This window comes from Microbacterium sp. Z12_35, from assembly GCF_058310475.1.
Genome location: NZ_JBZEGJ010000002.1, coordinates 564,545 through 586,734 on the forward strand (window position 1 = coordinate 564,545; position 22,190 = coordinate 586,734).

At 70.0% G+C, this 22,190-nt stretch carries 20 protein-coding genes; 10 read left to right on the forward strand and 10 right to left on the reverse strand.

Translation table 11 applies throughout. The annotated features are described in order from the left end of the window. Positions 1-7 precede the first annotated feature (7 nt). The 6 genes from AC4FS1_RS15575 to AC4FS1_RS15600 all read left to right on the forward strand — a co-directional run bounded on the left by AC4FS1_RS15575 (position 8) and on the right by AC4FS1_RS15600 (position 5,774). Positions 8-1,618 (forward strand): amidohydrolase, encoded by a 1,611-nt coding sequence (locus AC4FS1_RS15575; protein WP_491156615.1) that lies wholly within the window; start codon positions 8-10, stop codon positions 1,616-1,618. Further along, positions 1,615-2,076 carry a RidA family protein gene (locus AC4FS1_RS15580; protein WP_491156616.1) on the forward strand — a complete coding sequence of 154 codons (462 nt, stop codon included), beginning with the start codon at positions 1,615-1,617 and terminating at the stop codon, positions 2,074-2,076. The genes AC4FS1_RS15575 and AC4FS1_RS15580 overlap by 4 nt, the downstream gene beginning before the upstream one ends. Positions 2,077-2,169: 93 nt before the next feature. Then, a complete protein-coding gene (locus AC4FS1_RS15585) occupies positions 2,170-3,108 on the forward strand; it encodes an NAD(P)-dependent oxidoreductase (RefSeq protein ID WP_491156617.1) in 939 nt (312 codons plus the stop codon). Then, positions 3,105-4,427, forward strand: coding sequence for a M24 family metallopeptidase (locus AC4FS1_RS15590; protein ID WP_491156618.1), 1,323 nt, complete (start codon positions 3,105-3,107; stop codon positions 4,425-4,427). The genes AC4FS1_RS15585 and AC4FS1_RS15590 overlap by 4 nt, the downstream gene beginning before the upstream one ends. 36 nt (positions 4,428-4,463) lie before the next feature. Next, positions 4,464-5,144 carry a cupin domain-containing protein gene (locus tag AC4FS1_RS15595; protein ID WP_491156619.1) on the forward strand — a complete coding sequence of 227 codons (681 nt, stop codon included), beginning with the start codon at positions 4,464-4,466 and terminating at the stop codon, positions 5,142-5,144. Between the two features lie 3 nt (positions 5,145-5,147). Continuing rightward, a complete protein-coding gene (locus AC4FS1_RS15600) occupies positions 5,148-5,774 on the forward strand; it encodes a helix-turn-helix domain-containing protein (protein WP_491156620.1) in 627 nt (208 codons plus the stop codon). Positions 5,775-6,049: 275 nt separating this feature from the next. Here the strand turns inward: AC4FS1_RS15600 and AC4FS1_RS15605 are convergent, their stop codons facing one another. The 4 genes from AC4FS1_RS15605 to AC4FS1_RS15620 form a co-directional block, all read right to left on the reverse strand. Further along, the gene (locus tag AC4FS1_RS15605; RefSeq protein ID WP_491156621.1) at positions 6,050-6,931 is read right to left on the reverse strand and encodes an endonuclease domain-containing protein; all 882 of its coding nucleotides are present in this window, start codon (positions 6,929-6,931) and stop codon (positions 6,050-6,052) included. A 179-nt stretch (positions 6,932-7,110) separates the two neighbouring features. Continuing rightward, the gene (locus tag AC4FS1_RS15610) at positions 7,111-8,490 is read right to left on the reverse strand and encodes an aldehyde dehydrogenase family protein (RefSeq protein WP_491156622.1); all 1,380 of its coding nucleotides are present in this window, start codon (positions 8,488-8,490) and stop codon (positions 7,111-7,113) included. Positions 8,491-8,534: 44 nt separating this feature from the next. Beyond that, complete coding sequence (locus tag AC4FS1_RS15615; RefSeq protein WP_491156623.1) at positions 8,535-9,914, reverse strand: dihydrolipoamide acetyltransferase family protein; 1,380 nt, start codon at positions 9,912-9,914, stop codon at positions 8,535-8,537. A 1-nt stretch (position 9,915) separates the two neighbouring features. Further along, a complete protein-coding gene (locus AC4FS1_RS15620) occupies positions 9,916-12,099 on the reverse strand; it encodes an alpha-ketoacid dehydrogenase subunit alpha/beta (protein ID WP_491156624.1) in 2,184 nt (727 codons plus the stop codon). Positions 12,100-12,265: 166 nt separating this feature from the next. On the opposite strand from AC4FS1_RS15620, the gene AC4FS1_RS15625 reads away from it, so the two are divergent. Both AC4FS1_RS15625 and AC4FS1_RS15630 read left to right on the forward strand, forming a co-directional pair. Beyond that, on the forward strand, positions 12,266-12,808 hold the full coding sequence (locus AC4FS1_RS15625; RefSeq protein ID WP_491156625.1) for a VOC family protein: 543 nt from the start codon (positions 12,266-12,268) through the stop codon (positions 12,806-12,808). 11 nt (positions 12,809-12,819) lie between these two features. Then, positions 12,820-13,491: a GntR family transcriptional regulator gene (locus AC4FS1_RS15630; RefSeq protein ID WP_491156626.1), complete on the forward strand. Its 672-nt coding sequence runs from the start codon at positions 12,820-12,822 to the stop codon at positions 13,489-13,491. Positions 13,492-13,628: 137 nt separating this feature from the next. Here AC4FS1_RS15630 and AC4FS1_RS15635 read toward each other — a convergent pair whose 3' ends face one another. The 4 genes from AC4FS1_RS15635 to AC4FS1_RS15650 all read right to left on the reverse strand — a co-directional run bounded on the left by AC4FS1_RS15635 (position 13,629) and on the right by AC4FS1_RS15650 (position 17,333). Beyond that, a complete protein-coding gene (locus AC4FS1_RS15635) occupies positions 13,629-14,474 on the reverse strand; it encodes an alpha/beta hydrolase (protein WP_491156627.1) in 846 nt (281 codons plus the stop codon). Between the two features lie 249 nt (positions 14,475-14,723). Further along, positions 14,724-15,908, reverse strand: coding sequence for an acetyl-CoA C-acetyltransferase (locus tag AC4FS1_RS15640; RefSeq protein ID WP_491156782.1), 1,185 nt, complete (start codon positions 15,906-15,908; stop codon positions 14,724-14,726). Further along, on the reverse strand, positions 15,908-16,558 hold the full coding sequence (locus AC4FS1_RS15645) for a CoA transferase subunit B (protein WP_491156628.1): 651 nt from the start codon (positions 16,556-16,558) through the stop codon (positions 15,908-15,910). Before AC4FS1_RS15645 ends, AC4FS1_RS15640 begins: the two co-directional genes overlap by 1 nt. A gap of 1 nt (position 16,559) precedes the next feature. Beyond that, positions 16,560-17,333 carry a CoA transferase subunit A gene (locus AC4FS1_RS15650; protein WP_491156783.1) on the reverse strand — a complete coding sequence of 258 codons (774 nt, stop codon included), beginning with the start codon at positions 17,331-17,333 and terminating at the stop codon, positions 16,560-16,562. Between the two features lie 117 nt (positions 17,334-17,450). On the opposite strand from AC4FS1_RS15650, the gene AC4FS1_RS15655 reads away from it, so the two are divergent. Beyond that, complete coding sequence (locus AC4FS1_RS15655) at positions 17,451-18,242, forward strand: IclR family transcriptional regulator (RefSeq protein WP_491156629.1); 792 nt, start codon at positions 17,451-17,453, stop codon at positions 18,240-18,242. A gap of 19 nt (positions 18,243-18,261) precedes the next feature. On the opposite strand, the gene AC4FS1_RS15660 is transcribed toward AC4FS1_RS15655, so the two are convergent. Together AC4FS1_RS15660 and AC4FS1_RS15665 are read right to left on the reverse strand one after the other, a co-directional pair. Beyond that, the gene (locus AC4FS1_RS15660) at positions 18,262-18,945 is read right to left on the reverse strand and encodes a response regulator (protein ID WP_491156630.1); all 684 of its coding nucleotides are present in this window, start codon (positions 18,943-18,945) and stop codon (positions 18,262-18,264) included. Next, complete coding sequence (locus AC4FS1_RS15665; protein ID WP_491156631.1) at positions 18,942-20,522, reverse strand: sensor histidine kinase; 1,581 nt, start codon at positions 20,520-20,522, stop codon at positions 18,942-18,944. Before AC4FS1_RS15665 ends, AC4FS1_RS15660 begins: the two co-directional genes overlap by 4 nt. Positions 20,523-20,667: 145 nt before the next feature. On the opposite strand from AC4FS1_RS15665, the gene AC4FS1_RS15670 reads away from it, so the two are divergent. After that, positions 20,668-22,110, forward strand: coding sequence for a cation:dicarboxylate symporter family transporter (locus AC4FS1_RS15670; protein ID WP_491156632.1), 1,443 nt, complete (start codon positions 20,668-20,670; stop codon positions 22,108-22,110). Positions 22,111-22,190 lie beyond the last annotated feature (80 nt).

Here is a 22,190-nt window from a genome sequence, read left to right on the forward strand (position 1 = left end):
CTCTGCCGTGCCCGCTCTTGCTCTCCCTCTCGTCGACCTCGTCCTCCGCGGCGGGCGCATCGCCACCTTCGCCGACCCCGGTTCCGGACCGGCCGAGGTCGAGGCGATCGCGATCGCCGGCGGCCGCGTCGTGGCGGTCGGGTCCGACGCCGAGCTGGCTCCCTACGCCGAACTCGCTTCACGCGTCATCGACCTCGGGGGGCGCCGCGCGCTTCCCGGCCTGAACGATTCGCACATCCATGCCGTTCGCGGCGGCGTCTCGTGGGCCGGCACGATGCACTGGGAGGACGTCCGCTCGGTCGGCGAGGCGCTCCAGCGCGTGCGCGACGAGGCGGCCCGGCGCGGTCCGGGCGCGTGGGTCAGCGCCATCGGGGGCTGGCATTCCAGCCAGCTCGCCGAAGGGCGCGCGCCGACCCGCGCGGAACTGGACGACGCCGCCCCCGACAACCCGGTGTACCTGCAGGAGCTCTACGACCGGGGCATCCTGAACACCGCCGGGTTGCGTGCCGCCGGCCTCCCCGACGGCACCGGTGAACTGCACGGCATCCGGGAGTTCGGCGGACCCACCGCGCTGGCTCTCGCCGACGTCGGCGACCCCGAAGACGGCGTGCGGCAGATGTTCGCCGCTTTCGCCGCGTACGGGCTGACCGGGGTGGTGGATGGCGGCGGGCTCATGGTGACCCCCCGGGACTACGACCCGCTGTACGCCGTGTGGCGACGGGGCGACCTCGACGTGCGCGCCCGCTTGTACATCTCCGCGTGGACGCGTGGCGGGGAGGTCGAGAACATCGACCGCCTCACGACCCTCGTGCAGCCCGGTAGCGGTGACGGGATGCTGCGGGTCAGCGGTGTGGGTGAGATCCCGCACCTCGGCTGCCACGACATGGAAGGCTTCGAGGCGCTCGAGATCGCCGAAGCGCCGTACCGCGAGCTCGTCGACATCGTGCGCCTGTGCGTGCAGCGGGGGTGGCGGATGAGCGTGCACGCCGTGCTCGATGCGACCCTCGGACGCATCCTCGACGCCTGGGAAGAGGTCGAACGGGAGAGCGGGGGAGTGGCCGGCGCCGGGTTCTCCATCGTGCACGCCGACGAGGCGTCGCGGGGAAACCTGGAGCGCCTGGCGCGGCTCGGGGCGGGCGTGCTCGTGCAGAACCGGCTCCTGCTGAAGGGCGGCGACTACGTCGACGCCTGGGGCGAGGAGGCCACCGCCTCGGCGCCTCCGCTCGGAGACCTCCGCGAACTCGGCATCCTCGTCGGTGCGGGCACGGACGCAACCCGTGCCAACTGGTATTCGCCGTGGGCGTCGATCTGGTGGCTCGTGACCGGGGGCACCCTCAGCGGACGCGGTGTGCGCGACGAGCGTCACCGGCTCTCGCGGGCCGAGGCGCTCGCCGCCTACACGCGCGACGCCGCGTGGTTCACCGGAGAGCAGGGCCACCGCGGCAGGCTCCTCCCGGGCTTCGACGGAGATGTCTGCGTCCCCTCTCTCGACCCGTTCACGTGCGCGGAGGACGCCCTCCCTGATATCCGCAGCGACCTGACCGTCCTGGCCGGTCGCATCACCCACGATGCCGGAACGCTCAACGCAGAGCGGCCGGAAGGAGACGAATCGCCATGACCGCGGTCCCCGAACCCCGACGCGTCGGCAACGCCGAGATCATCCACCATGAGGGGTACGACGATCAGATCGTCAGCCCCTTCGTGCCCGCCATCCGCACCGTGTCCAACGCGCGGCTCGTCTTCATCAGCGGCGTGACGGGTGCGCCCGTGTACCACGACCACCCGCACGTGCCCGCCGTGTTCGATGCGATGCCGATGGATGCTGCGGGCCAGGTGCGCAACGCCTTCGACCATCTCGACCTCGCCCTCCAGGCGGCGGGATGCCAGCGCCAGGACGTCGTCAACATGATCCGGTTCTTCACCGACGTGGACTCCGACCAGGACGTCGTGAACGCGCATCAGGCGGCGTGGTTCGGCGGCCACATCCCGACGAGCTCTACCGTGCAGGTGACCCGGCTGGCGACAGACCCGCGACTGCGTTTCGAGTTCCACGTCGTCGCCGCCGCCCCCGCGTGACGCGCGCCCGACCCACAGCTTGATTCCCCCGGTGCCGGCGTTCGCCGGCATCCCCCGCCTCCGGCAGCGCCGGAACATTCAGAAGGAGACGACATGACGGACAGCAAGCCCACAGTGGGGTGGATCGGCGCGGGCCGGATGGGCACGCAGTTGGCGACCCGGCTGCTGACGGCGGGCTACGACGTCGCCGTGTACAACCGCACCCGCGCGAAGGCGGAACCGCTCGCCGAACTCGGGGCGACGATCGTCGACCGCCCGGTGGAGCTCGCCGGACGGGATGTGGTGTTCGTGATGGTCTCCGCGTCCAAGGACCTCGAACAGGTCATGCTCGGCGACGGGGGTCTCCTGACCGATCCCGAGCGGGCCCCGAAAGCGATCGGCGACTCCTCCACGGTCTCCATGGAGATGAGCGCGCACATCCGTGCGGCCGCCGAGGAACGCGGGGTCGGCTTCCTCGCGACGCCCGTGTCGGGCAACCCGAAGGTGATCGCCGCGGGCAAGCTCACCGTCGCCGCATCCGGGCCTCGGGAGGTCTTCGACCTCGTCCGGCCGCTGCTGGAGACGTGGGGTCGCGGGGTGACGTACGTCGGCGAGGGGGAGGCTGCCCGCATCGTGAAGATCGCGCACAACGTCTTCCTCGGTGTCGTCATCCAGAACATGATCGAGATCACGCTGCTCGCCGAGAAGGCAGGGGTGAAGCGGGCCGACTTCCTCGAGTTCCTCAACGACTCGGTCATGGGCTCGCCCTACAGCCGGTACAAGTCGCCGGCACTGGTCAACCTCGACTTCGCGCCCACGTTCACGCCGGTGCTGCTCCTCAAGGACCTCGACCTCGGACTCGCAGCGGCGCGGGAGCTGGGCGTCGTCATGCCGGTGACGGCCGTCACGCGTGAGATCGTGGCGACCGAGGTCAACGCGGGCAACACGGAGCAGGACTTCGCCTCGATGATCCTGCGCGCAGCGGTGGCGTCGGGGATCGACCTGCAGGCCGAGAACGTCGGAGTCGATGACGGGCTGGAGCCGCAGTCATGACGCACGCGTCCGGCTCCGGTCACGACCACGGCGGCTCGCCGGGGCGGCGCTTCGAGCGGCCCTCGGCGCGTCCGCCGGGGGTGCGGCCGATCGGCGCACCCGGCCAGAACGGCGTCGACTACGAGCGGCGGGTCGACTTCGACCGGTTGCGGTCGTATCGGCTCGGCCGGGCTCAGGCGGCGCTGGAGGCCAGTGACTGCGGAGCTTTCCTGCTGTTCGACTTCTACAACATCCGCTATACGACCCAGACATGGATCGGCGGGGCGCTCGGCGACAAGATGATCCGCTACGCCCTGCTGATGCGCGGGCGCGACCCGATCCTGTGGGACTTCGGCTCGGCCGTGCGCCACCATCAGCTCTACTCCGACTGGGTGCCCGACGAGAACTACCGGGCCGGGTTCCTCGGGTTCCGCGGTGCGGTGGACCCCGAAGGCGGTGGCCTCATGCGCGACGCGGTCGCCGAGATCGTGTCGCTGCTGAAGGAGGAAGGGCTCGCGGATGCTCCGGTGGGCCTCGACATCGTCGAGCCGCCGTTCCTCTTCGAAATGCAGCGGCAGGGGCTCCGGATCGCCGACGCGCAGCAGGCGATGCTGGATGCCCGCGTCATCAAGAACGCCGACGAGATCCTGCTGCTGAACCAGGCCGCCGCCATGGTCGACGGCGTCTACCAGGACATCGCCGAAGCCCTGAAGCCGGGGGTGCGCGAGAACGAAATCGTCGCACTCGCCAACAAGCGTCTCTACGAGTACGGCAGCGACCAGGTCGAGGCGGTCAACGCGATCTCGGGTGAGCGGTGCAATCCGCATCCGCACAACTTCACCGACCGCATCATCCGGCCAGGCGACCAGGCGTTCTTCGACATCATCCACTCCTTCAACGGGTACCGCACCTGCTACTACCGCACCTTCGGGGTCGGCTGGGCCACCGCGAGCCAGCAGGATGCGTACAAGCAGGCCCGCGAGTGGATGGATGCGGCGCTGGATGCGATCCGGCCCGGAGTCGGGTCGGACCAGGTGGCGGCGGTGCTGCCGCGGGCCGAGGACTTCGGCTTCGCGAACGAGCTGGCTGCATTCGGACTGCAGTTCGCGCACGGCCTGGGGCTGGGCCTGCACGAGCGACCGATCATCTCGCGGCTGAACTCGATGAAAGATCCCGTCGAGCTGCGCCCGGGCATGGTGTTCGCGATGGAGACCTACTGCCCCGCATCAGACGGGATCTCGGCCGCACGCATCGAGGAGGAGGTCGTCGTCACCGACTACGGCATCGAAGTGCTCACCAAGTTCCCCGCACAAGATCTTTTCGTGGCGAATCCCTACTGACCCGCTGGGTAAAGTTCGTTCAGCGGAAGGACACACATGACAGCGGTACTGGGCGGACGAATCCGCGAGGCGCGGCAGGCGCGCGGACTGTCTCTGCGGGCCACCGCGGCGGCGGCATCCATTTCACCCAGCCTGTTGTCACAGGTCGAGACCGGAAAGGTGCAGCCGTCGGTCAGCACGTTATGGGCGATCGTGACCGGCTTGGGTCTGTCGGTGGACGACGTCTTGCGTGACACACCTGTCGCGCCGGAGTCGCCCGCCCCGGCCGCTGCCGCCCGTCGGTCCGCCCTCGGGGAGCCGGTGCAGCGCCGCGAGGATGCGCCGGAGATCTCCATGACCAACGGCGTGACGTGGCGCGGGCTGGCGGTATCGGGCCCGGGGGTCGATGCGGTGCACGTGACGTATCAGCCGGGGGCGGCGAGCTCGCTCGATGACAGTCACATGCGGCACGAAGGCGTGGAGTTCGGTTATATCGTGCGGGGTGAGCTGACGCTCAAACTCGACTTCGACACCTACGTGCTCCGGGTGGGCGACTCGTTCAGTTTCGACTCGATGCGCCCGCACCTCTACCTCAATGAGTCCGGCGCGGTCGCCGAGGGGGTGTGGTTCGTCACGGGGCATGCGCGTCCGGCCTCGTCCGAGCCCGAGGCGGCCGGGGAGCTCCGCGATGCCGTCGACGTGCTGGATGCGATGAGCCGACTGTCGGGACGGAACTGACGCGTGGCCGACCTCGACACCCCGTGGGATCTCGTCGGGGAGCGCGTGCGGGCGTCGCGGATCGCGGCGGGGATCACCGTGCGCGAGCTGGCACGGCGGATCGGGCTGTCGGCCAGCCATGTGTCGCAGGTGGAGCGGGGCCTCGGGGCCTTCAGCGTCCCCGCCCTCTACGCCGTGGCGAGCGAACTCGGCGTGGCGATGAGCGATCTCCTCTCCGCGCCCGACGCGTCCGCCGCACCCCCTGCGCCCGAGGGCGCGCGCGACCTGGTGTCGGAGGGCATCGTGCAGCGGGCCGAGAACCACCCGACGATCAAGCTCAGTTCGGGTCCGCGGTGGAGCCGCCTCACGGCGGTGGGTGAGCCGGATGCGGAGTTCCTCGAGGTGATCTACGCTCCGGGCACGGCGGCGCCGCCTGAGCACATCCATCACGCAGGCCGCGAGTACGGCATCGTGCTGACCGGAACGCTCAGCGTGGAGGTGGCCGGGGCGACGGCGCAGCTGAGGCCCGGGGACTCGATCGTCTTCGAGTCGCGCCAGCCGCACCGGTTCTGGAACGACTCCGACACCGAGGTGCGGGCGATCTGGTTCGTGCGCGACCGTGACTCCGCCGGCCCTCTCCCGCACGGCTGATCCGCCTGTCGACTCGCCATCATGCGTGCGGTTTCGCCGTTTCAGGACCGATCTTGGCGAGTCGACGCACCGGCAGCCCGATCAGCGCGTGCGAGCGGGCTCGGCTTCAGCGAGCTGCAATCCCCGGTCTTCCTCGACATGCAGGTGCGTCGATTCACGCCGCACGCGCCGAACTGCGGTCCGATCTCTCGGACATCCACACCTTCCGCACTGTCGAGTCGCCACAAACCGTCCGGATTTCCGGCGAATCGCGACGGATTGTGGCGAGTCGACGGTTACGAACGGGCGCGAAGAAGACGGCGGATGCGGGCGATGAGCGCCGGGCGGTCGTCGAAGTCGCGCGCCGTCACCACGGTGACGCGGTATCCGAGCGACTCGAGCTCCGCCCGCCGCGACATATCGCGGCTCCATTGGTCCCGATCGCGGTGGTAGTCGCCGTCGTACTCGACGATCAGTCCTGCCTCCCGGTAGAGCATGTCGACGCGAGCGACGAACCGGCGGCCGTCGAAGATGTCGACGTTGCATTCCGGCGCCGGGAGACCGGCCTGGAGAAGAAGTACGCGCAGCTCGGACTCACGGGGCGACTCCGCGCGCGACGAGCTCCACTCCAGCGCCAGCGGCCGCTGGGCGGCACCCCGGCTCCGCCCGACTCGACGGTGCGCACGTTCGAGCGCGTCTCGCGTGCACAGCGGATCACGCCGATACAGGAGCCGATCGGTGACGGCGATGAGCTGGCCGAGTCCGAGTACGCCCGCCAACTCGCACCACGTCCGCTCGGGTGACGTGCAGCGCATGCCCCGCACCGAGACCACGTCCCCCGGCTCGACGACGAGAGCGCGGCCGCGCACACCGGGGCGTCGGATGCGGTTGTGTTCGAGGGGGACGCCGACGAGCGGCTCCGTCAATGCCCGCTCCTGAAGCGGCCCGGGAAGTGGCAGCCCGAGGACGATCCCGGCCGTCGCTCCGCACACGAAGGCGTGCCCCGGGAGCGCCGCCAAGAGCAGCCGAAGCCGCTCTTCGTCCTCGAGCGCCCGTGACGTGCGCGTGCCCCAGAAGGGAGACTCGAGGGCTCTCGAGCGCATCCGCCCCTCCGACAGCCCGAACGCCCGCCCGTCGGCGACGGTGAAGGCGGCGGGCAGGTCAGAAGGTGGCAGCATCCCGCCAGCGTGCGCTCGCGGCCTCGCCCGTGGCGGCGCCGGCGGGGTGCCTGTGCACTATCCCGTGGCATCCGCCCCTGGGGAGGAGAAGTCCCTCCGTCGAGTCGCCAACAACCGTTCGAATTTTCGCTGGAACGCGACGGATGCTGGCGACTCGACAGGAGGGGGGTCGGGAGGGGTCAGGCGACCCAGACGGTCTTGAGGTTGCAGAACTCGCGGATGCCCTCGGCCGAAAGCTCACGGCCGAAGCCCGAGCGCTTGATGCCGCCGAAGGGGAGCTCGGGGTACGAGATCGTCATGCCGTTGATGAAGACGGCGCCCGACTCGATGCCGCTGATCGCCGCATCGATCTCGGCCGCATCCGTGCTCCAGAACGCCGACCCCAGGCCGAAGTCGAGCACATTGGCGATCTGCAGGGCCTCGTCGAGGGACGAGACCTTGTAGAGGGATGCGACGGGGCCGAAGGCCTCCTCGGCGAACAGGCGCATGTCGGTCGTGATGCCGGCAACGACCGTGGGCGGGTAGAACCAGCCCTCGCCGCCCGGGCGCTCTCCGCCGGCGAGGATGTCGGCGCCCTTCGCCCGCGCGTCGTCGACGAGCTCGAGGATGTCGCGGAGGCCCGACTCGCTGGCGAGGGGTCCGATCTGCGTCGACTCGTCCGCGGGGTTCCCGAGCACGAGGGCCGACATCCGCTCGGCGAATCCCGCGGCGAAGGCGTCGTAGACGTCTTCGTGCACGATGAAGCGCTTGGCGTTGATGCAGGCCTGACCGTTGTTCGACGTGCGGGCCGAGACCGCCGTGGCGATCGCACCGTCGAGATCCGCGGAGGGCATGACGACGAAGGGGTCGGAGCCGCCGAGTTCGAGCACGACCTTCTTCAGCACATCGCCCGCGGTGCGGCCCACGGCGCGGCCGGCGCCCTCGGATCCGGTCAGTGTCACCGCGGCGATGCGCGGGTCGCGGACGACCGCTTCGACACGGGAGGAGCCGACCAGGAGGGTGGCGAACGCGCCCTCGGGGAACCCCGCACGCGTGAACAGCTCACCGAGGTACAGCGCCGAGCGCGGCACGATCGAGGCGTGCTTGAGCAGCCCGGTGTTTCCGGCCATGAGCGCGGGCGCGGCGAAGCGCACGACCTGCCAGATCGGATAGTTCCACGGCATCACGGCCAGCACGACGCCGAGCGGCTCGTACCGCGCGCCGGCCGCGGATGCTCCCACGACGCCCGGGTTCTCCAGCCACCGCGGGGCGAGGAACTCCTCCGCGTGATCGGCGTAGTACCGCATCCCCCGCGCCGACTTCGCCACCTCTCCGCGAGACTGCGCGATGGGCTTTCCCATCTCCGCGGTGATCGCGGCGGCGACCTCCTCGGCCTCGGATTCGAGCAGGTCGGCGGCGGCCCGCATCCAGGTGGCCCGCGCCTCCCAGCCGGCCTCGGCGAGCGCGGGAACGGCGGCCGATGCGGCGGCGAGCTTCGCCTCGACGGCGTCGTCGTCGTCCTCCTCGAAGATGCCGAGTTCGGCTCCTGTGGCGGGGTTGACACTGCGGATGGTGGGCACGGCGGCGCCTCTCAGAATGCGGTGGGGGAAGGGGGTGGGAAAGCTCAGATGAGGATGCTGAGCGGATTCTCGATGCGGCGCTGGAACGCGGCGAGCCACTCGGCGGCGATGGCACCGTCGAGGACGCGGTGATCGGCCGAGAGTGTCACGGTCATCACCGAGCCCACGGTCAGCTCGCCGTCGGATCCGACGACCGGCATCGGGCGCGCGGCGCCCACGGCGAGGATGCCGGACTGCGGCGGGTTCAGGATGGCGCTGAACTGCGCCGTCCCGTACATGCCCAGGTTCGACACCGAGAAGCTCCCGCCCTCCAGCTCATGCTGGCGGAGGCGGCCCGCACGAGCACGCTCGGCGAGGTCGGCGACGGTGGCGCTGATCTGCGACAGCGGCAGCCGCTCCACGCCCCGGATGACCGGTGTCGTGAGTCCGCCCTCGGTGGCGACGGCGACGGCCAGGTCGACGCCGGTGAAGTGGCGGATGCTGTCGTCATTCCAGATCGCGTTGGCGGCGGGAACATCGACGAGAGCGGCAGCGACGGCCTTCAGCACGAAGTCGTTGACGGAGATCTTGCGCGGCGCCGACTCGTTGACGCTCTTGCGAAGCTCCAGGAGCGCATCCACGCGGCAGTCCGCGACGAGATAGAAGTGCGGGACCGTCGACTTGCTCTCGGTGAGACGCCGCGCGATGGTGCGCCGCATCCGATCGACCGGCACGTCTTCGTAGGTCGCGGCTCCCTCGGCGGACGAGGCGGGCGCCTTGGGGGCGGCCGGAGCTGCAGGCGCCTGGGCGGTGGGCTCGGCGGCGGCCGTCTCGGCCGGAGCCTTCGCGAGGTGGCGCTCGAGGTCGCGCCGGACGATCCGTCCGTGCGGTCCGGTGCCGGAGATGTCGGCGAGGGGCACACCCTTCTCCGCCGCGAGGCGCCGAACGAGCGGGCTGGCGAACAGTCGCTCGCCGGAGGCTCCCGCGTCGTCTTCGGTGTCCGCGGATGCGGGATCCGCTCCGGTGCGCACTCCGGATCCGTCCATCGGGTCGGGCTCCGGGTCGCCGGGGGCTTCCTCGGCCGGGGGCTGGGCTGCGGTGCCCGCCGACGATGATCCGCTCGGCGCGCGCTCGGCGGCGGGAGCGGGATCTGCGGCGGCGACGCCGGCGGCGCGCAAGGCGTCGTCGATCGCGTCGGCTCCTTCACCCTCGGCGACGAGCACGATGATGGCGTCGCCGACGGCGACATTGTCGCCCGCCGGAACGAGGAGGCGCCCGACCGTGCCGGCCGCTTCCGCGGACAGCTCGACGGTCGCCTTGTCGGTCTCGATCTCGGCGAGGGTCTGGCCCACCGCGACGGTGGCGCCTTCCTCGACGAGCCAGGACTGGATGGCGGCTTCGGTGGCGCCGGCCATCACTTCGGGCATGCGAATGATCTCAGCCATGTCAGGCTCCGAATCCGGCGCGGACGGCCTCGAGGGCGGCGACCACTTCTTCAGTGCGGGCGATGGCGGCGCGCTCCAGCACCCGGGAGATGCTGGGGGATGCTTCGCCGCCGGTCACCCGCGCGATGGGCTGGTCGAGGTAGTCGAAGTAGCGACGCTGGATCTCGTCGGCGAGCCATCCGCCGTACGACGTCCCCTGTGCGCCCTGTTCGACGATGAGCACCGCGTTGGTCTTGCGGATGCTCTCGCCGAGAGTGTCCCAGTCGATCGACGCGCGGTCGAGCCAGCGCAGGTCGATGAGCTCGGCGTCGATGCCCGTCTGCTCGATCGCCTCGGCGGCGTGGTCGACCATCGAGAGGTAGCTGATCACGGTGACCTCCGCGCCCTCGCGGACGACGGCGGCGCTTCCCGGCGGGATGATGTAGTCGAGGTCTCCCTCGGGCACCTCATCGGCCTTGCCGTACAGATCGACGTGCTCGATGACGAGCACCGGGTCCTGCAGGGCGAGCGCGGCGTTCATGAGACCGACGTAGTCGCGGGCGTTGGATGCGGCGACGATGCGCCATCCGGGGCTGGTGGCGAAGATGCCGGCGGGGTCCATGAGGTGCTGCGAGCCGTAGCCCGAACCCATCGCGATCTTGGTGCGGAGCACGAGCGGCACGGGGTTCTCCCCGCCGAACATGTGGCGCGCCTTGCCGATCTGGTTGAACACCTGGTCGGCGGCCACCCACATGAAGTCGGGGTACATGAACTCCACGACCGGGCGGAACCGGCCGTCCAGTGCCAGTCCGCCGCCGAGACCGACGAACGCGTTCTCGCTGATCGGCGTTCCCATCACGCGGTCGGGACCGTACTTCTTCGCCAGCCCCTTGGTCGCGCCGTTCGTGCCGCCGTTGAGCTTGTGGACGTCTTCGCCCATGACGACGATGCGCGGGTCTTCCTCCATGCGGCGGTCCATGACCTCGGCCACCGCGTCGACGAACTTCACGGGGCGGGTAGCGGCGCCGGCCTCGAGGCGGGGGAGACCCTCCAGCTCGCTGGCATCGCCGCGCACGCCGACGTTGACGAAGGTCGTCTCGGGCCACAGCTCGGGACGGATGCGGCGCTTGCCGGGGCGGTCGGGGTCGGCCTCCACGAGGGCGTTCACGGCGGCGGTCATGGCCTCCTGGACGCGCGTGCGCAGCGCTGCGACAGCCTCGTCGTCGATCAGGCCGCGGTCGCGCATGCGACTCGCGGTCAGGTCGAGCGGGTCGCGGGCACGCCAGGACGCTTCTTCTTCCTTCGTGCGGTAGCCGAAGGCGCTGCCGGGGTAGGGGCCGTTCTGGTGGAAGAAGCGGTAGACCTCTGCCTCGATGACGGCGGGGCCTTCGCCCGACCGCATCCGCTCGGCTGCCTCCTGCGTGGCGAGGTACACCGCGAGCGGGTCCATGCCGTCCACGCGCCAGGAGGGGATGTGGAAGCCCTGCCCGCGGACGGAGAACCGCGTGTCCGCGGTGATCTCGTCGGCGCGCGTGGACACCCCGTACATGTTGTTCTCGATGAAGAAGGCCACCGGCAGCTTCCAGGTCGCCGCGAGGTTCATCGACTCCAGAACCGACCCGATCTGCGCGGCGCCGTCGCCGAAGTAGTTGATCGTGAGGTCGGTGTCGGTCGCACTGCTGTGCTTCTGCGCCCAGGCATTGCCTGCCGCCATGGGAGCGCCGCCGCCGACGATCGCGTTCGTGCCGAGAGCGCCGGCTTCGAACCACTGCAGGTGCATCGAGCCGCCGCGGCCCCGGCAGTAGCCCTGGGCCAGACCGAGGATCTCGGCGAGCGTGCGCTGGAGCACGGTCTGGATGTCGTCGTCCACGGGGTTCGCCGGGTCGATGGTGCCGCCGCTGACGTGCGTGAGTGCCTTCGCGAGGAACTGGTGGTGCCCGCGGTGCGAGCCGTTCACGCCGTCGCTGGAGCGGAGCCCGACGATGGAGCCGACGGCGCCACCTTCCTGCCCGATGCTGGAGTGAGCCGGGCCGTGCACGAGGCCTTCGCCGGCCAGTTCGAGCACCGACTCCTCGAACGCACGGATCAGGTGCAACTGGCTGAGCATCGTGCCCAGCAGTGCGGGGTCCGCTGCGTTCCAGTCGTCCTTGGTCGTGGAGAGTTCGATCCAGTCCACGCCGGTCGAAAGTTTCTTGCGCTCAGGCATCTTCGCCTCATCCCATCCCGCGGCCCATGTGGCCGGTCCGCTTCTTCGAGAGTAAGGGAGGATTTGATCCAATTCAAGGGGTGAGCCGAGAACAGTTCGCGAGAACTCTGGGCAGATGGCGCACAAATGGATACGATGTGGTCACCAGTCGACGAGGAGGTCGCGTATGACTCAGGACAACAGCCCCGGAATCCCGGGCCTGCGAGGATCGGATCACATCGGCATCACGGTGCCCGACCTCGACGAGGCGCACACTTTCCTCGTCGACGTCCTCGGAGCCGAGTACATCTACACCCTCGGTCAGAAGAGCGCCGAGGACGATTGGATGCAGGTCCAGCTCGGCGTGCATCCGCGCACCGTCATTCGCGAGATCCGCTTCTACCGCCTCGCGACCGGTGTGAACATCGAGACGTTCCTTTACGACTCCGCCGATGGGCAGAACCCGCAGCCGCGCAACAGCGACATCGGCGGGTACCATCTGGCCTTGTACGTCGATGACATGGATGCCGCGGTCGAGTATCTGCGCGCATCCGGTGTCGAGGTGATGGGGGAGCCGGTGGCCAGCGCGCAGGCGGCTCTCGGGCAGCGGTGGGTGTACTTCCGCGCTCCGTGGGGGCTGCAGTTCGAGCTCGTCAGCTATCCCGGCGGCAAGGCGTACGAGGCGGACGCGCCGCGTCTGCTGTGGAAGCCCACCGACCCGACTGCGTGAGAGGACCCGTGATGGCTGCTCCGCGTGCGGGCGTGCACGGCGCCACCGGCGCCCGGATCGCCGCGACCCTGCGCGACGCCATCCTCGACGGCGAGTACGCCCCGGGCGAGCGCATTCGTCAGGACGACCTCGCCGAGCGTCACGGTGCGAGCCGGCTCCCCGTGCGCGAGGCGTTGCGGATGCTGGAGGCCGAGGGTCTCGTCACCCTCGTCGCCAACACCGGGGCGTGGGTCTCCACGCTCGGCGCCGGAGAATGCCAGGAGCTGTACCTCGTCCGCGAGCGGCTCGAGCCGCTGCTGCTGAAGATGAACGTCGAGCTGGTCACCGACGACGAGATAGAGCGGCTCCAGCTGCTCGCCGATCGCATGGAGGAATCCGCCGACGTCGAGGAGTTCCTGGCGCTGGACCGCGAATTCCACCTCCTGGGAATCGACCACGTCGACACCAGCGTGCTGACCGACCTCGTCAAGAGCCTGTGGAACCGCACGCAGCACTACCGGCGCGCCGCGACGCGGCTGTTCTGGAGTGAAGGCGACCGCGGCGTGCACCACGACCACCAGCTGCTGGTGGGCGCGCTCCGTCGGCGTGACGCCGACGACGCCGAGATGCTGTTGGCGCAGCACATCCGCCGCAGCCGCCTCGAACTGACGCGGCATCCCGAGGTCTTCGACCTTCCCGCATAGCGGTGCCGTGCGCGGCCCCGCGCACCGATGCCAGAGGCCCAGGTCGCGTGGTGACCTGGGCCTCTGGCATCGGGTTTCAGGCGATCAGGTGTCGATCGCCCTCCCCGCGGAGGTGCGCCCGGTTGGGCGCGTCGGTATTACTTGGTGGTCGCCTTGGCAGCCTTCTCGATCGTCTTCGCGGTCTCCTTGGCGTGCGAGATGAACGCGACGTGCGATCCCTTGACCTCGGAGGTCTGGGCTCCGATGTTCTCGGCGAAGTAGCGCTGGGCGACGGGGGAGACGGCCTTGTCCTGCGTGGAGACCTGGTACCAGCTCGGGATGGTCTTCCACGCCGGCTCGCCGGACTTCTCGGTCATGCTCAGGGACGCGGCGGGACGCTGAGTGACGGCCATGCGTGCGGCGTCCTTCTTGGGCAGGTCGGCGGCGAAGATGTCACGGAACCGCGTCGTGTTGATGAGCGACTCGGTGTCGCCGCCGGCGATCGGACGCGAAACGAGGTCCTTTGCCGGGTCCGCCACGCCGCCCGGGTACTTCACGGGGTCGAGGAAGTCGATGACGGCGTCTCCGGCGTCGGGCGCGATCGCGGCGATGTAGACGAGGGCCTTCACGTGCTCGTTGCCGGTCGCGGCGTTGGTGATGACCGCGCCCCCGTACGAGTGGCCGACGAGGACCACGTCGCCCGGGATGGACTCCAGGACGCTGCGGAGGTACGCGCTGTCGGAGGAGAGGCTGCGGAGGGGGTTGGCGACGGCTTGGACGGGGTAACCGTCGCGCTGGAGCTCGTCGATGACGTTGTTCCAGCCGCTGCTGTCGGCGAAGGCGCCGTGAACCAGGACGACGGTCGGCTTGGCGGTCGGCTTGGCGTTCGACGCCGGCTCCGCAGCGCTGGCGGCGCCGGCTCCGACGCCCACGGCCAGGGCCGCGGTCAGTGCGACGGCGGCTGCGGCGGCAAGCCGGCGGCCGGAGAACGAATGGGTCTTCATGGGGGATGTTCCTTCCTTGTCCTGCTCATCAGGTAGACGAACTAGTACCCCTACAATAGGGAGGACAACGGCGCGTCGCAAGCCCAAACTCCTGATTGGGGGAGATGCGCCCACGAAGGCAGCGTCGACGCCGTCGCGGGCGGTGCGACGGCGCCACGACGATGCGCGCGGGTCGCGCCAGCGCCGGAGCACCAAGCGGACGCCTGCACTCCGGGAGAGGGCCCGGCGTATTGCCGGGGACGCGGAGGGTCAGCGGGTGAGGAGGAGGGCGTCGCCCTGGCCGCCGCCACCGCAGAGGGCGACGGCAGCCGTGCCGGAGCCGCGGCGGATGAGTTCGTGCACCGCGTGCACGACGAGACGATTGCCGGATGCTCCGATCGGGTGGCCGATCGCGATGCCGCCGCCGTGGACGTTCACGACGTCGTCCGACAGCCCCAGTTCTGCCTGCGAGCGGGCCACGACCGCGCCGAACGCCTCATTGATCTCGACGAACGCCAGGTCGGACGGCGCGATCCCCGCCCGCTCGCACGCCTGCGCGATCGCGCGTGCGGGTTGCTCGTGGAGGGAGTTGTCGGGTCCGGCGACCTGCCCGGTCGCGCCGACGACGGCCAGCACCTCCCATCCGTTCTCATCCGCGTGAGAGCGGGAGGTGACGACGACCGCCGACGCTCCGTCGGAGATCTGCGAGGAGTTCCCCGCGGTGATCGTGCCGCCCTCGGCGAAGGCCGGGCGCAGGCGGGAGAGAGTCTCCACCGTCGTATCGGGGCGCACGCCCTCGTCAGTGGTCACCACGACCGGCGCGCCCCTCCGCTGCGGGACCTCCACCGGCACGATCTCGGCGTCGAAGATCCCCGCCGCCTGGGCGGCTGCGACCCGCTGGTGCGAGCGGGCGGCGACGGCATCCTGCGCTTCGCGCGAGACGTCGAACCGCGCGTTGGCCCGTTCGGTCGACGCGCCCATGCTCTCGTGGTCGTACGCGTCGGTGAGTCCGTCGTACGCCATGTGGTCCAGCGCCTCGACCGAGCCGTAGGTCCACCCCTCCCTCGATCCCATCAGCAGGTGCGGCGCCCGCGTCATGGACTCCATGCCGGCGGCGACCACGACCCGCGCGTCGCCGGTGCGGATCATCCGCGCCGCGTCGATGATCGCGGTCAGCCCCGACAGGCACACCTTGTTCACCGCGGAGGCGTGCACCTCCCACGGGAGGCCCGCCGCGACGGCGGCCTGACGGGCCGGGTTCTGGCCCGCGCCGGCCTGCAGCACCTGCCCGACGAGCACCGCATCCACCGCGTCGGCGGGGATGCCGCCCTGTTCGAGCGCGCCGCGGATGGCGATCCCGCCCAGCTGCGTGGCGGTGAGCGCCGCCAGCTGGCCCTTCAAGCGGCCCTGCGGGGTGCGCGCCGCGGCCACGAGGACGATGTCGTCGGGAATCATCATTTCTGCTCCTGGGGGATGCGGACAAGCAACGGCGGTTCGGTGGCCGCCACAACATCTTCCACGCTCACGCCGGGTGCCGTCTCCACGAGGACGAGCCCCTCCGGGGTGACGTCGAGAACGGCGAGGTCGGTGATGATGCGGTCGACCACGCCCTTGCCGGTGAGCGGCAGGCTGCACGCATCCACGATCTTGGGCGAACCGTCTTTGGCGACGTGTTCCATGAGCACGATGACGCGGGCGGCGCCGTGCACGAGGTCCATCGCGCCGCCGGGGCCCTTCACCATCTTCCCGGGGATCATCCAGTTCGCGAGATCCCCGTCCCGCGACACCTGCATCGCACCGAGGATGGCCGCGTCGATCTTGCCCCCGCGGATCATGCCGAAGCTGAGTGCGGAGTCGAAGAAGGCCGTGCCCGGGAGGGTCGTCACCGTCTCCTTCCCGGCGTTGATGAGGTCGGGATCGACGGCATCCTCGGGAGGGTACGGGCCGACGCCGAGGATCCCGTTCTCCGACTGCAGCACCACCGTCACCCCGTCCGGCACGTAGTTCGGCACCAGCGTCGGAAGTCCGATGCCGAGGTTGACGTACGAGCCATCCGTGAGTTCACGCGCGGCGCGGGCGGCCATCTCCTGTCGGGTCAGCGCCATGTCACTTCCCTTCCGCGCGGACGGTGCGTCGCTCGATGCGTTTTTCGATGTCGGAGCCGACTCCCACGATGCGGTGCACGTAGACGCCGGGCAGGTGGATGCTGTCGGGCTCGAGCTCGCCGGGTTCGACGAGCTCTTCGACCTGGGCGATGCACACGCGGCCGGCCATGGCGGCGAGGGGGTTGAAGTTCCGCGCGGCCTTGTTGAACACGAGGTTGCCGTGGCGGTCGCCGCGGAGAGCGTGCACGAGCGCGAAGTCGGTGACGATCGCCTCCTCGAGGACGAACTCGCGCGGTCGCCCACCGAGGTCGAACGTGCGCACGTCCTTGACGGGCGAGGCGATCGCCACCCCGCCGGCGCCGTCGTACTTGCGGGGGAGGCCGCCTTCGGCCACCTGGGTGCCCACGCCGGTCTGGGTGTAGAACGCGGCGATGCCCGACCCGCCGGCGCGCAGTTTCTCGGCCAGGGTCCCCTGCGGGGTGAGCTCCAGCTCGAGTTCGCCGGAGAGGAACTGCCGTTCGAACTCCTTGTTCTCCCCGACGTAGGACGACGTCATCTTGCGGATGCGCTGAGCATTCAGGAGGATCCCGAGGCCCCAATCATCCACGCCGCAGTTGTTCGACACGATCGACAGGTCTCTCGTCCCCTGCGCCAGCAGGGCCTCGATGAGGGCGATGGGGTTGCCCGAAAGGCCGAAGCCCCCGACGGCGAGGGAAGCTCCGTCCGGGATGTCGGCGACGGCCTCGGCAGCCGAGGCCCACGTCTTGTCGATCACGTGGCACTCCTTCGTGTTCCCGGCGCAGCGATGCGCCGTCCTCCCATCCTGCGCGGCGTGCACGTTGCGGGCGACGTGTCGTGTTGCGATGTGGATGCCGTCGGTCGTAACGTCCATATGGTGGACGCATCCTCGGACCGTGGGGCGGTACCCGGCGCGCAGGCCATCGCTCGGGCCGCGCACCTGCTGCGCCTCGTGACGGCGGCCGGGGTCGAGGGAGCAGCGATCGGCACCCTCGCCGCGCGGGCCGACCTCACGCGGCCGACGGTGCACCGGTTGCTCACGGCGCTCCGCCGGGAGGGTCTGGTCGACCGGGACGACGCTACGGGACGGTGGATGCCGGGACCCGAGCTGTACCTCATGGGAACCGTCGCCGCATCCCGCTACGACATCACGCCGACCGCGCGCGACATCGTCCGCTCGCTGGCCGTGCGGACCGAGGAGAGCGCCTTCCTCTCCGTCCGCCGGGGGGACGAGACGGTGTGCCTCCTGCGCGAGGAGGGAAGCTTCCCGATCCGCTCGTTCGTGCTCGCGGAAGGGGTGCGCTTCCCGCTGGGCGTCGCATCCGCGGGCCTGGCGATCCTCGCCTTCCTCCCGCCCCACGATGTGGACGCCTACTTCGACCGGCACCCGGAGCTGGGGGACGCCTGGGGTGCACCGCACGGCGAGAAGCGTCTGCGCGCGCGGCTGCGGGAAACGCACGAACGGGGCTATGCGGTCAACCCCGGGCTCATCGTCGAGGGAAGCTGGGGGATGGGCGCCGCCGTGTTCAACCGGGAGGGCGAGCCGCAGTGGGCGCTGAGCCTCACAGGCGTGCAGTTCCGGTTCGGACCGGATCGTCTTGCCGAACTCGGGCGCACGCTCCTGGCCCACGCGCACCAGCTGACGACGCGCGTCGCGCAGCGCTGATCCTCGGTCCCCGGGTTCGTCACGGTGAGCGCAACCATGCGTAGGTGATCTCCGGACGGCCGGGCGCTCCGTAACGGGGCACCCGCGCGACCCGTCCGCTGTCCACGAGATGCTCCAGGTAGCGGCGCGCGGTGACCCGCGACATCCCTTCCGCTTCGGCGACCTCGGTCGAGGACAGCGGCGCCGCCGCTTCGCGGACGCGAGCGCCCACTGCCGTGAGGGTCTCCTCGGACAGGCCCTTCGGTAGTGGGGGAGGTGTGGCACGCAGCGCTCCCAGCAGCGCATCGACCTCCGACTGCGACGCCACGCCCTCGGCCTGGGTCATTCCGTCGACATACGCGCGGTACGACTCCAGGCGCTCGCGGAAGGCCGCGAAGGTGAAGGGCTTGATGAGGTAGTGCACCACCCCGGTGGAGACAGCCGCGCGCACGGTCGAAGCTTCCCGCTCCGCGGTCACCGCGATGATGTCCACCTGGGCGCCGTGCGCACGGGCCCGACGGGCGACGCCGAGGCCTCCGCCGTCGGGGAGCGTCAGGTCCAGCAGCACGAGGTCGATCCGGCGATCGGGATCGATGAGCGCGGGAAGAGCCGCGCGGGCACTGGAGGCGAGGCCGGCGACCTCGAACCCGTCCACTCGCGCGAGATAGGCCGCGTGCAGCTCGAGAGCGAGGGCGTCGTCGTCGACGATGAGCACGCGGATCATGCCGGTGCTCCCGGAAGCCGTACCTGCACACAGGTCGGCGGGCCCGAGATGCGCACGGAGCCCGCATGCAAGGCCACGATGTCGTGAACGAGGGCGAGGCCCACCCCGCGAGGCGCGGTGGCTGCGGCCGGCTTCGTCGTCGCGCCGAACGCGAACGGGTCGGAGAGCTCGGCTGGGAAGCCCTGACCGCTGTCCGTCACGGTGACCTCGGTCTCCTCGCCCACCTGGTGCATGCCGACCCGCACCCACCGGCCCTCGGCACCGGCGGACGCGGCGTCCAGGGCGTTGTCGACGAGGTTGCCGAGAACCGTCACCGCATCAGCAGGCGGCATCGCCACGATCGGCGGCGGATCGGAGATGTCGATCTCCATCGAGACCCCGCGCTCCGCGGCCTCGTCCAGTTTGGCCAGCAGGAGAGCGGCGATGACGGAGTCGCCGGTGTGGCCGACGAGGCGATCGGCCAGTCCCTGCCGATGGTCGGCGGACTCGGTGAGCAGCGCGCGGGCGTCCTCCGCGCGATCCAGTTCGAGCAGGGCAAGGAGGGTGTGCAGCCGATTGCCATGCTCATGCGTTTGGGACCGGAGGGTCTCGGTCAGCGTCTGCACGCTGGCCAGCTCTCCTAGGAGCGCCTGCAATTCCGACCGGTCGCGCAGCGTCATCACGTGGCCCCGCTGCGGGGCACGTCGCCCCCGCAGATCGCGCGCCTCCTCCTGGTTGACGAGGAGGACACGGTCGCCCGTCATGACGGTCTCCTCGACCATGCGGCGCCCTTCCCGAAGCGCATCGCGAAGTTCCGCGGCGATCCCCGCCTCCTCCGGATCGAGCGTCACCAGTCCGCTGCGCGCCGGCGGAAGACCGAGGAGGTCGGCCGCCTCGTCATTGTAGAGACGGATGCGGCCCTCGCCGTCGGTGACGACGAGACCCTCCCGGATCGAGTGCAGCACGGTCTCGTAGTTCTCCACCATGCGCGTCAACTCGTCCGGCGTCAGTTCGCCCGCGACTCGTCGCGCAGACCGCCGCACGAAGACGGCGCCGAGGAGCCCGAGCCCGACGATCACGCCGGTCACCACGGCGATGAGCGGAACCCGTGGGGCAAGCTGCGCCTGAACGGAATCGAGGGTCTCGCCGACCGACACCAATCCCACCATCTCCCCGCTGTCCTGGATCGGCGCGATCGTGCGCACCGACGGACCGAGGGTGCCCTCGTACACTTCGGTGAACGTGCGGCCGGCGAGGGCGGGCGCGGTCGACCCGAGGTAGGGTTCCCCGATCTCCTCGGGGTTGCGGTGGGTCAACCGGATGCCGTCGGTGGTCATGACCGTGACGAACGAGACATCGGCGTCGGCCATCACCTGTTCGGCGATGCGCTGGAGGCCGGCAGAATCGCCGTCCGCGGTGAGGTCGGCCACGGCGGGTTCGTGGGCGAGCGTCTCGGCCACGGAGCGTGTCACGGCCTCGGCCTCGCGCTGTCCGGAATCGGCCAGTTGGAGGCCGAGGACGATCGAGAGCACCGCGCCGGTGGCCACGGCCGTCCCGAGCGCGACCAGCGCCAGCCGGCCTCCCACGGTGAGTCTCACAACCTCATCCTCCCGCGCCGCTTCGTCGCGCGCCGTGAACAATACGACCACAACTGGCCGCTGCACGCGGGCTGGTTCACAGTCGAGGCAGCACCGGCACCCCCGCCGGTCACGACGACGATGTTGGAAGAGGGGATAGGCGCTGATGGCTCTGTCACTCCGCACTGCACGTAACGGACGACCCCGAAGAAGGATCGATCGCAATCACTGGCTTTACATCGCGGTCCTCGTGGCCGTGGTGCTCGGCATCATCGTGGGGCTCGTCGCGCCCGATGTCGGGGTCGCCCTCGAGCCGATCGGCCAGGGTTTCGTGAGCCTGATCAAGATGATGATCGCTCCGGTCATCTTCTGCACCATCGTGGTGGGCATCGGATCGATCGCGAAGGCGGCGACGGTGGGGAAGATCGGGGGCCTGGCGCTCGGGTACTTCCTGATCATGTCGACGTTCGCGCTGGCCATCGGGCTCGTGGTGGGCAACATCATCCACCCCGGCGCCGGCCTGGACATCGGCGGAGCCGCATACGAGGTGGAGGGTGAGGCCGAGAGCACGGACGAGTTCCTCCTCGGCATCATCCCGACGACGTTCTTCTCCGCGTTCACCGGCGGGAGCATCCTTCAGGTCCTCTTCGTCGCACTCCTGGTCGGCTTCGCGCTCCAGCGGATGGGCGAGCGCGGAGCGCGCATGGTCGAGGCCGTCCGGGGCTTCCAGGTGCTCGTGTTCCGCATCCTGGGCATGATCTTGTGGCTCGCCCCGCTGGGGGCGTTCGGCGCGATCGCGGCCGTGGTCGGCAAGACCGGATTCCAGGCGATCGTGAGTCTGGGTGTGCTGATGCTTGCGTTCTACCTCACGTGCTTCCTGTTCATCGCGGTCATCCTCGGCACGCTCCTGTGGGCGGTGGCACGCATGAACGTGTTCCGCCTCATGGGCTACCTGGGCCGTGAATACCTGCTCATCGTGGGCACCTCGTCCTCCGAATCCGCCCTGCCCCGGCTCATCGCCAAGATGGAGCACCTCGGAGTCTCCCGTCCCGTCGTGGGCATCACCGTCCCCACGGGATACTCGTTCAACCTGGATGGCACGGCCATCTATCTGACGATGGCGTCGCTGTTCATCGCCACGGCCATGGGGCAGCCCATGTCCATCGGAGAGCAGATCGGCCTCCTCGTCTTCATGATCATCGCGTCGAAGGGCGCGGCGGGAGTCACCGGCGCCGGTCTTGCCACCCTCGCCGGGGGACTGCAGGCCTACCGGCCCGACCTTGTGGACGGCGTCGGCGTGATCGTCGGAATCGATCGGTTCATGTCGGAGGCGCGGGCGGTGACGAACTTCACCGGCAACGCGGTGGCCACGGTTCTGATCGGCCGGTGGACGAAGCAGTTCGACGCGGCCCGCTCACGCGAGGTGCTGGCCGGCCGCCTGCCGTTCGACGAGTCCATGCTCACCGGCGACCCGCATGGCGCGGCCGCGCAGGAACAGGACAAGGTCGGCGGCGACCCCGAGGGTGAGACCCCCGTGAACACCCGGGAGCTCGACGCATTCCGGGCGAAGGCAGCCGCAGCGGCGGCGAAGCCTGCCGAACGAGGCTGACGCTTGACGTTCATCCGGCCTACGGTGCTGCGGCGCCGCAGGCCGGATGCGTGTCTCACGGGCCTTTCAGGGATTGGAGG

Coding starts and splice junctions, on each gene's coding strand:
- AC4FS1_RS15580 (WP_491156616.1), top strand. CDS start 1,615: ATGACCGCGGTCCCCGAACCCCGACGCGTCGGCAACGCCGAGATCATC.
- AC4FS1_RS15585 (WP_491156617.1), top strand. CDS start 2,170: ATGACGGACAGCAAGCCCACAGTGGGGTGGATCGGCGCGGGCCGGATG.
- AC4FS1_RS15590 (WP_491156618.1), top strand. CDS start 3,105: ATGACGCACGCGTCCGGCTCCGGTCACGACCACGGCGGCTCGCCGGGG.
- AC4FS1_RS15595 (WP_491156619.1), top strand. CDS start 4,464: ATGACAGCGGTACTGGGCGGACGAATCCGCGAGGCGCGGCAGGCGCGC.
- AC4FS1_RS15605 (WP_491156621.1), bottom strand. CDS start 6,931: ATGCTGCCACCTTCTGACCTGCCCGCCGCCTTCACCGTCGCCGACGGG.
- AC4FS1_RS15615 (WP_491156623.1), bottom strand. CDS start 9,914: ATGGCTGAGATCATTCGCATGCCCGAAGTGATGGCCGGCGCCACCGAA.
- AC4FS1_RS15620 (WP_491156624.1), bottom strand. CDS start 12,099: ATGCCTGAGCGCAAGAAACTTTCGACCGGCGTGGACTGGATCGAACTC.
- AC4FS1_RS15625 (WP_491156625.1), top strand. CDS start 12,266: ATGACTCAGGACAACAGCCCCGGAATCCCGGGCCTGCGAGGATCGGAT.
- AC4FS1_RS15630 (WP_491156626.1), top strand. CDS start 12,820: ATGGCTGCTCCGCGTGCGGGCGTGCACGGCGCCACCGGCGCCCGGATC.
- AC4FS1_RS15635 (WP_491156627.1), bottom strand. CDS start 14,474: ATGAAGACCCATTCGTTCTCCGGCCGCCGGCTTGCCGCCGCAGCCGCC.
- AC4FS1_RS15640 (WP_491156782.1), bottom strand. CDS start 15,908: ATGATTCCCGACGACATCGTCCTCGTGGCCGCGGCGCGCACCCCGCAG.
- AC4FS1_RS15645 (WP_491156628.1), bottom strand. CDS start 16,558: ATGGCGCTGACCCGACAGGAGATGGCCGCCCGCGCCGCGCGTGAACTC.
- AC4FS1_RS15655 (WP_491156629.1), top strand. CDS start 17,451: ATGGTGGACGCATCCTCGGACCGTGGGGCGGTACCCGGCGCGCAGGCC.
- AC4FS1_RS15660 (WP_491156630.1), bottom strand. CDS start 18,945: ATGATCCGCGTGCTCATCGTCGACGACGACGCCCTCGCTCTCGAGCTG.
- AC4FS1_RS15670 (WP_491156632.1), top strand. CDS start 20,668: ATGGCTCTGTCACTCCGCACTGCACGTAACGGACGACCCCGAAGAAGG.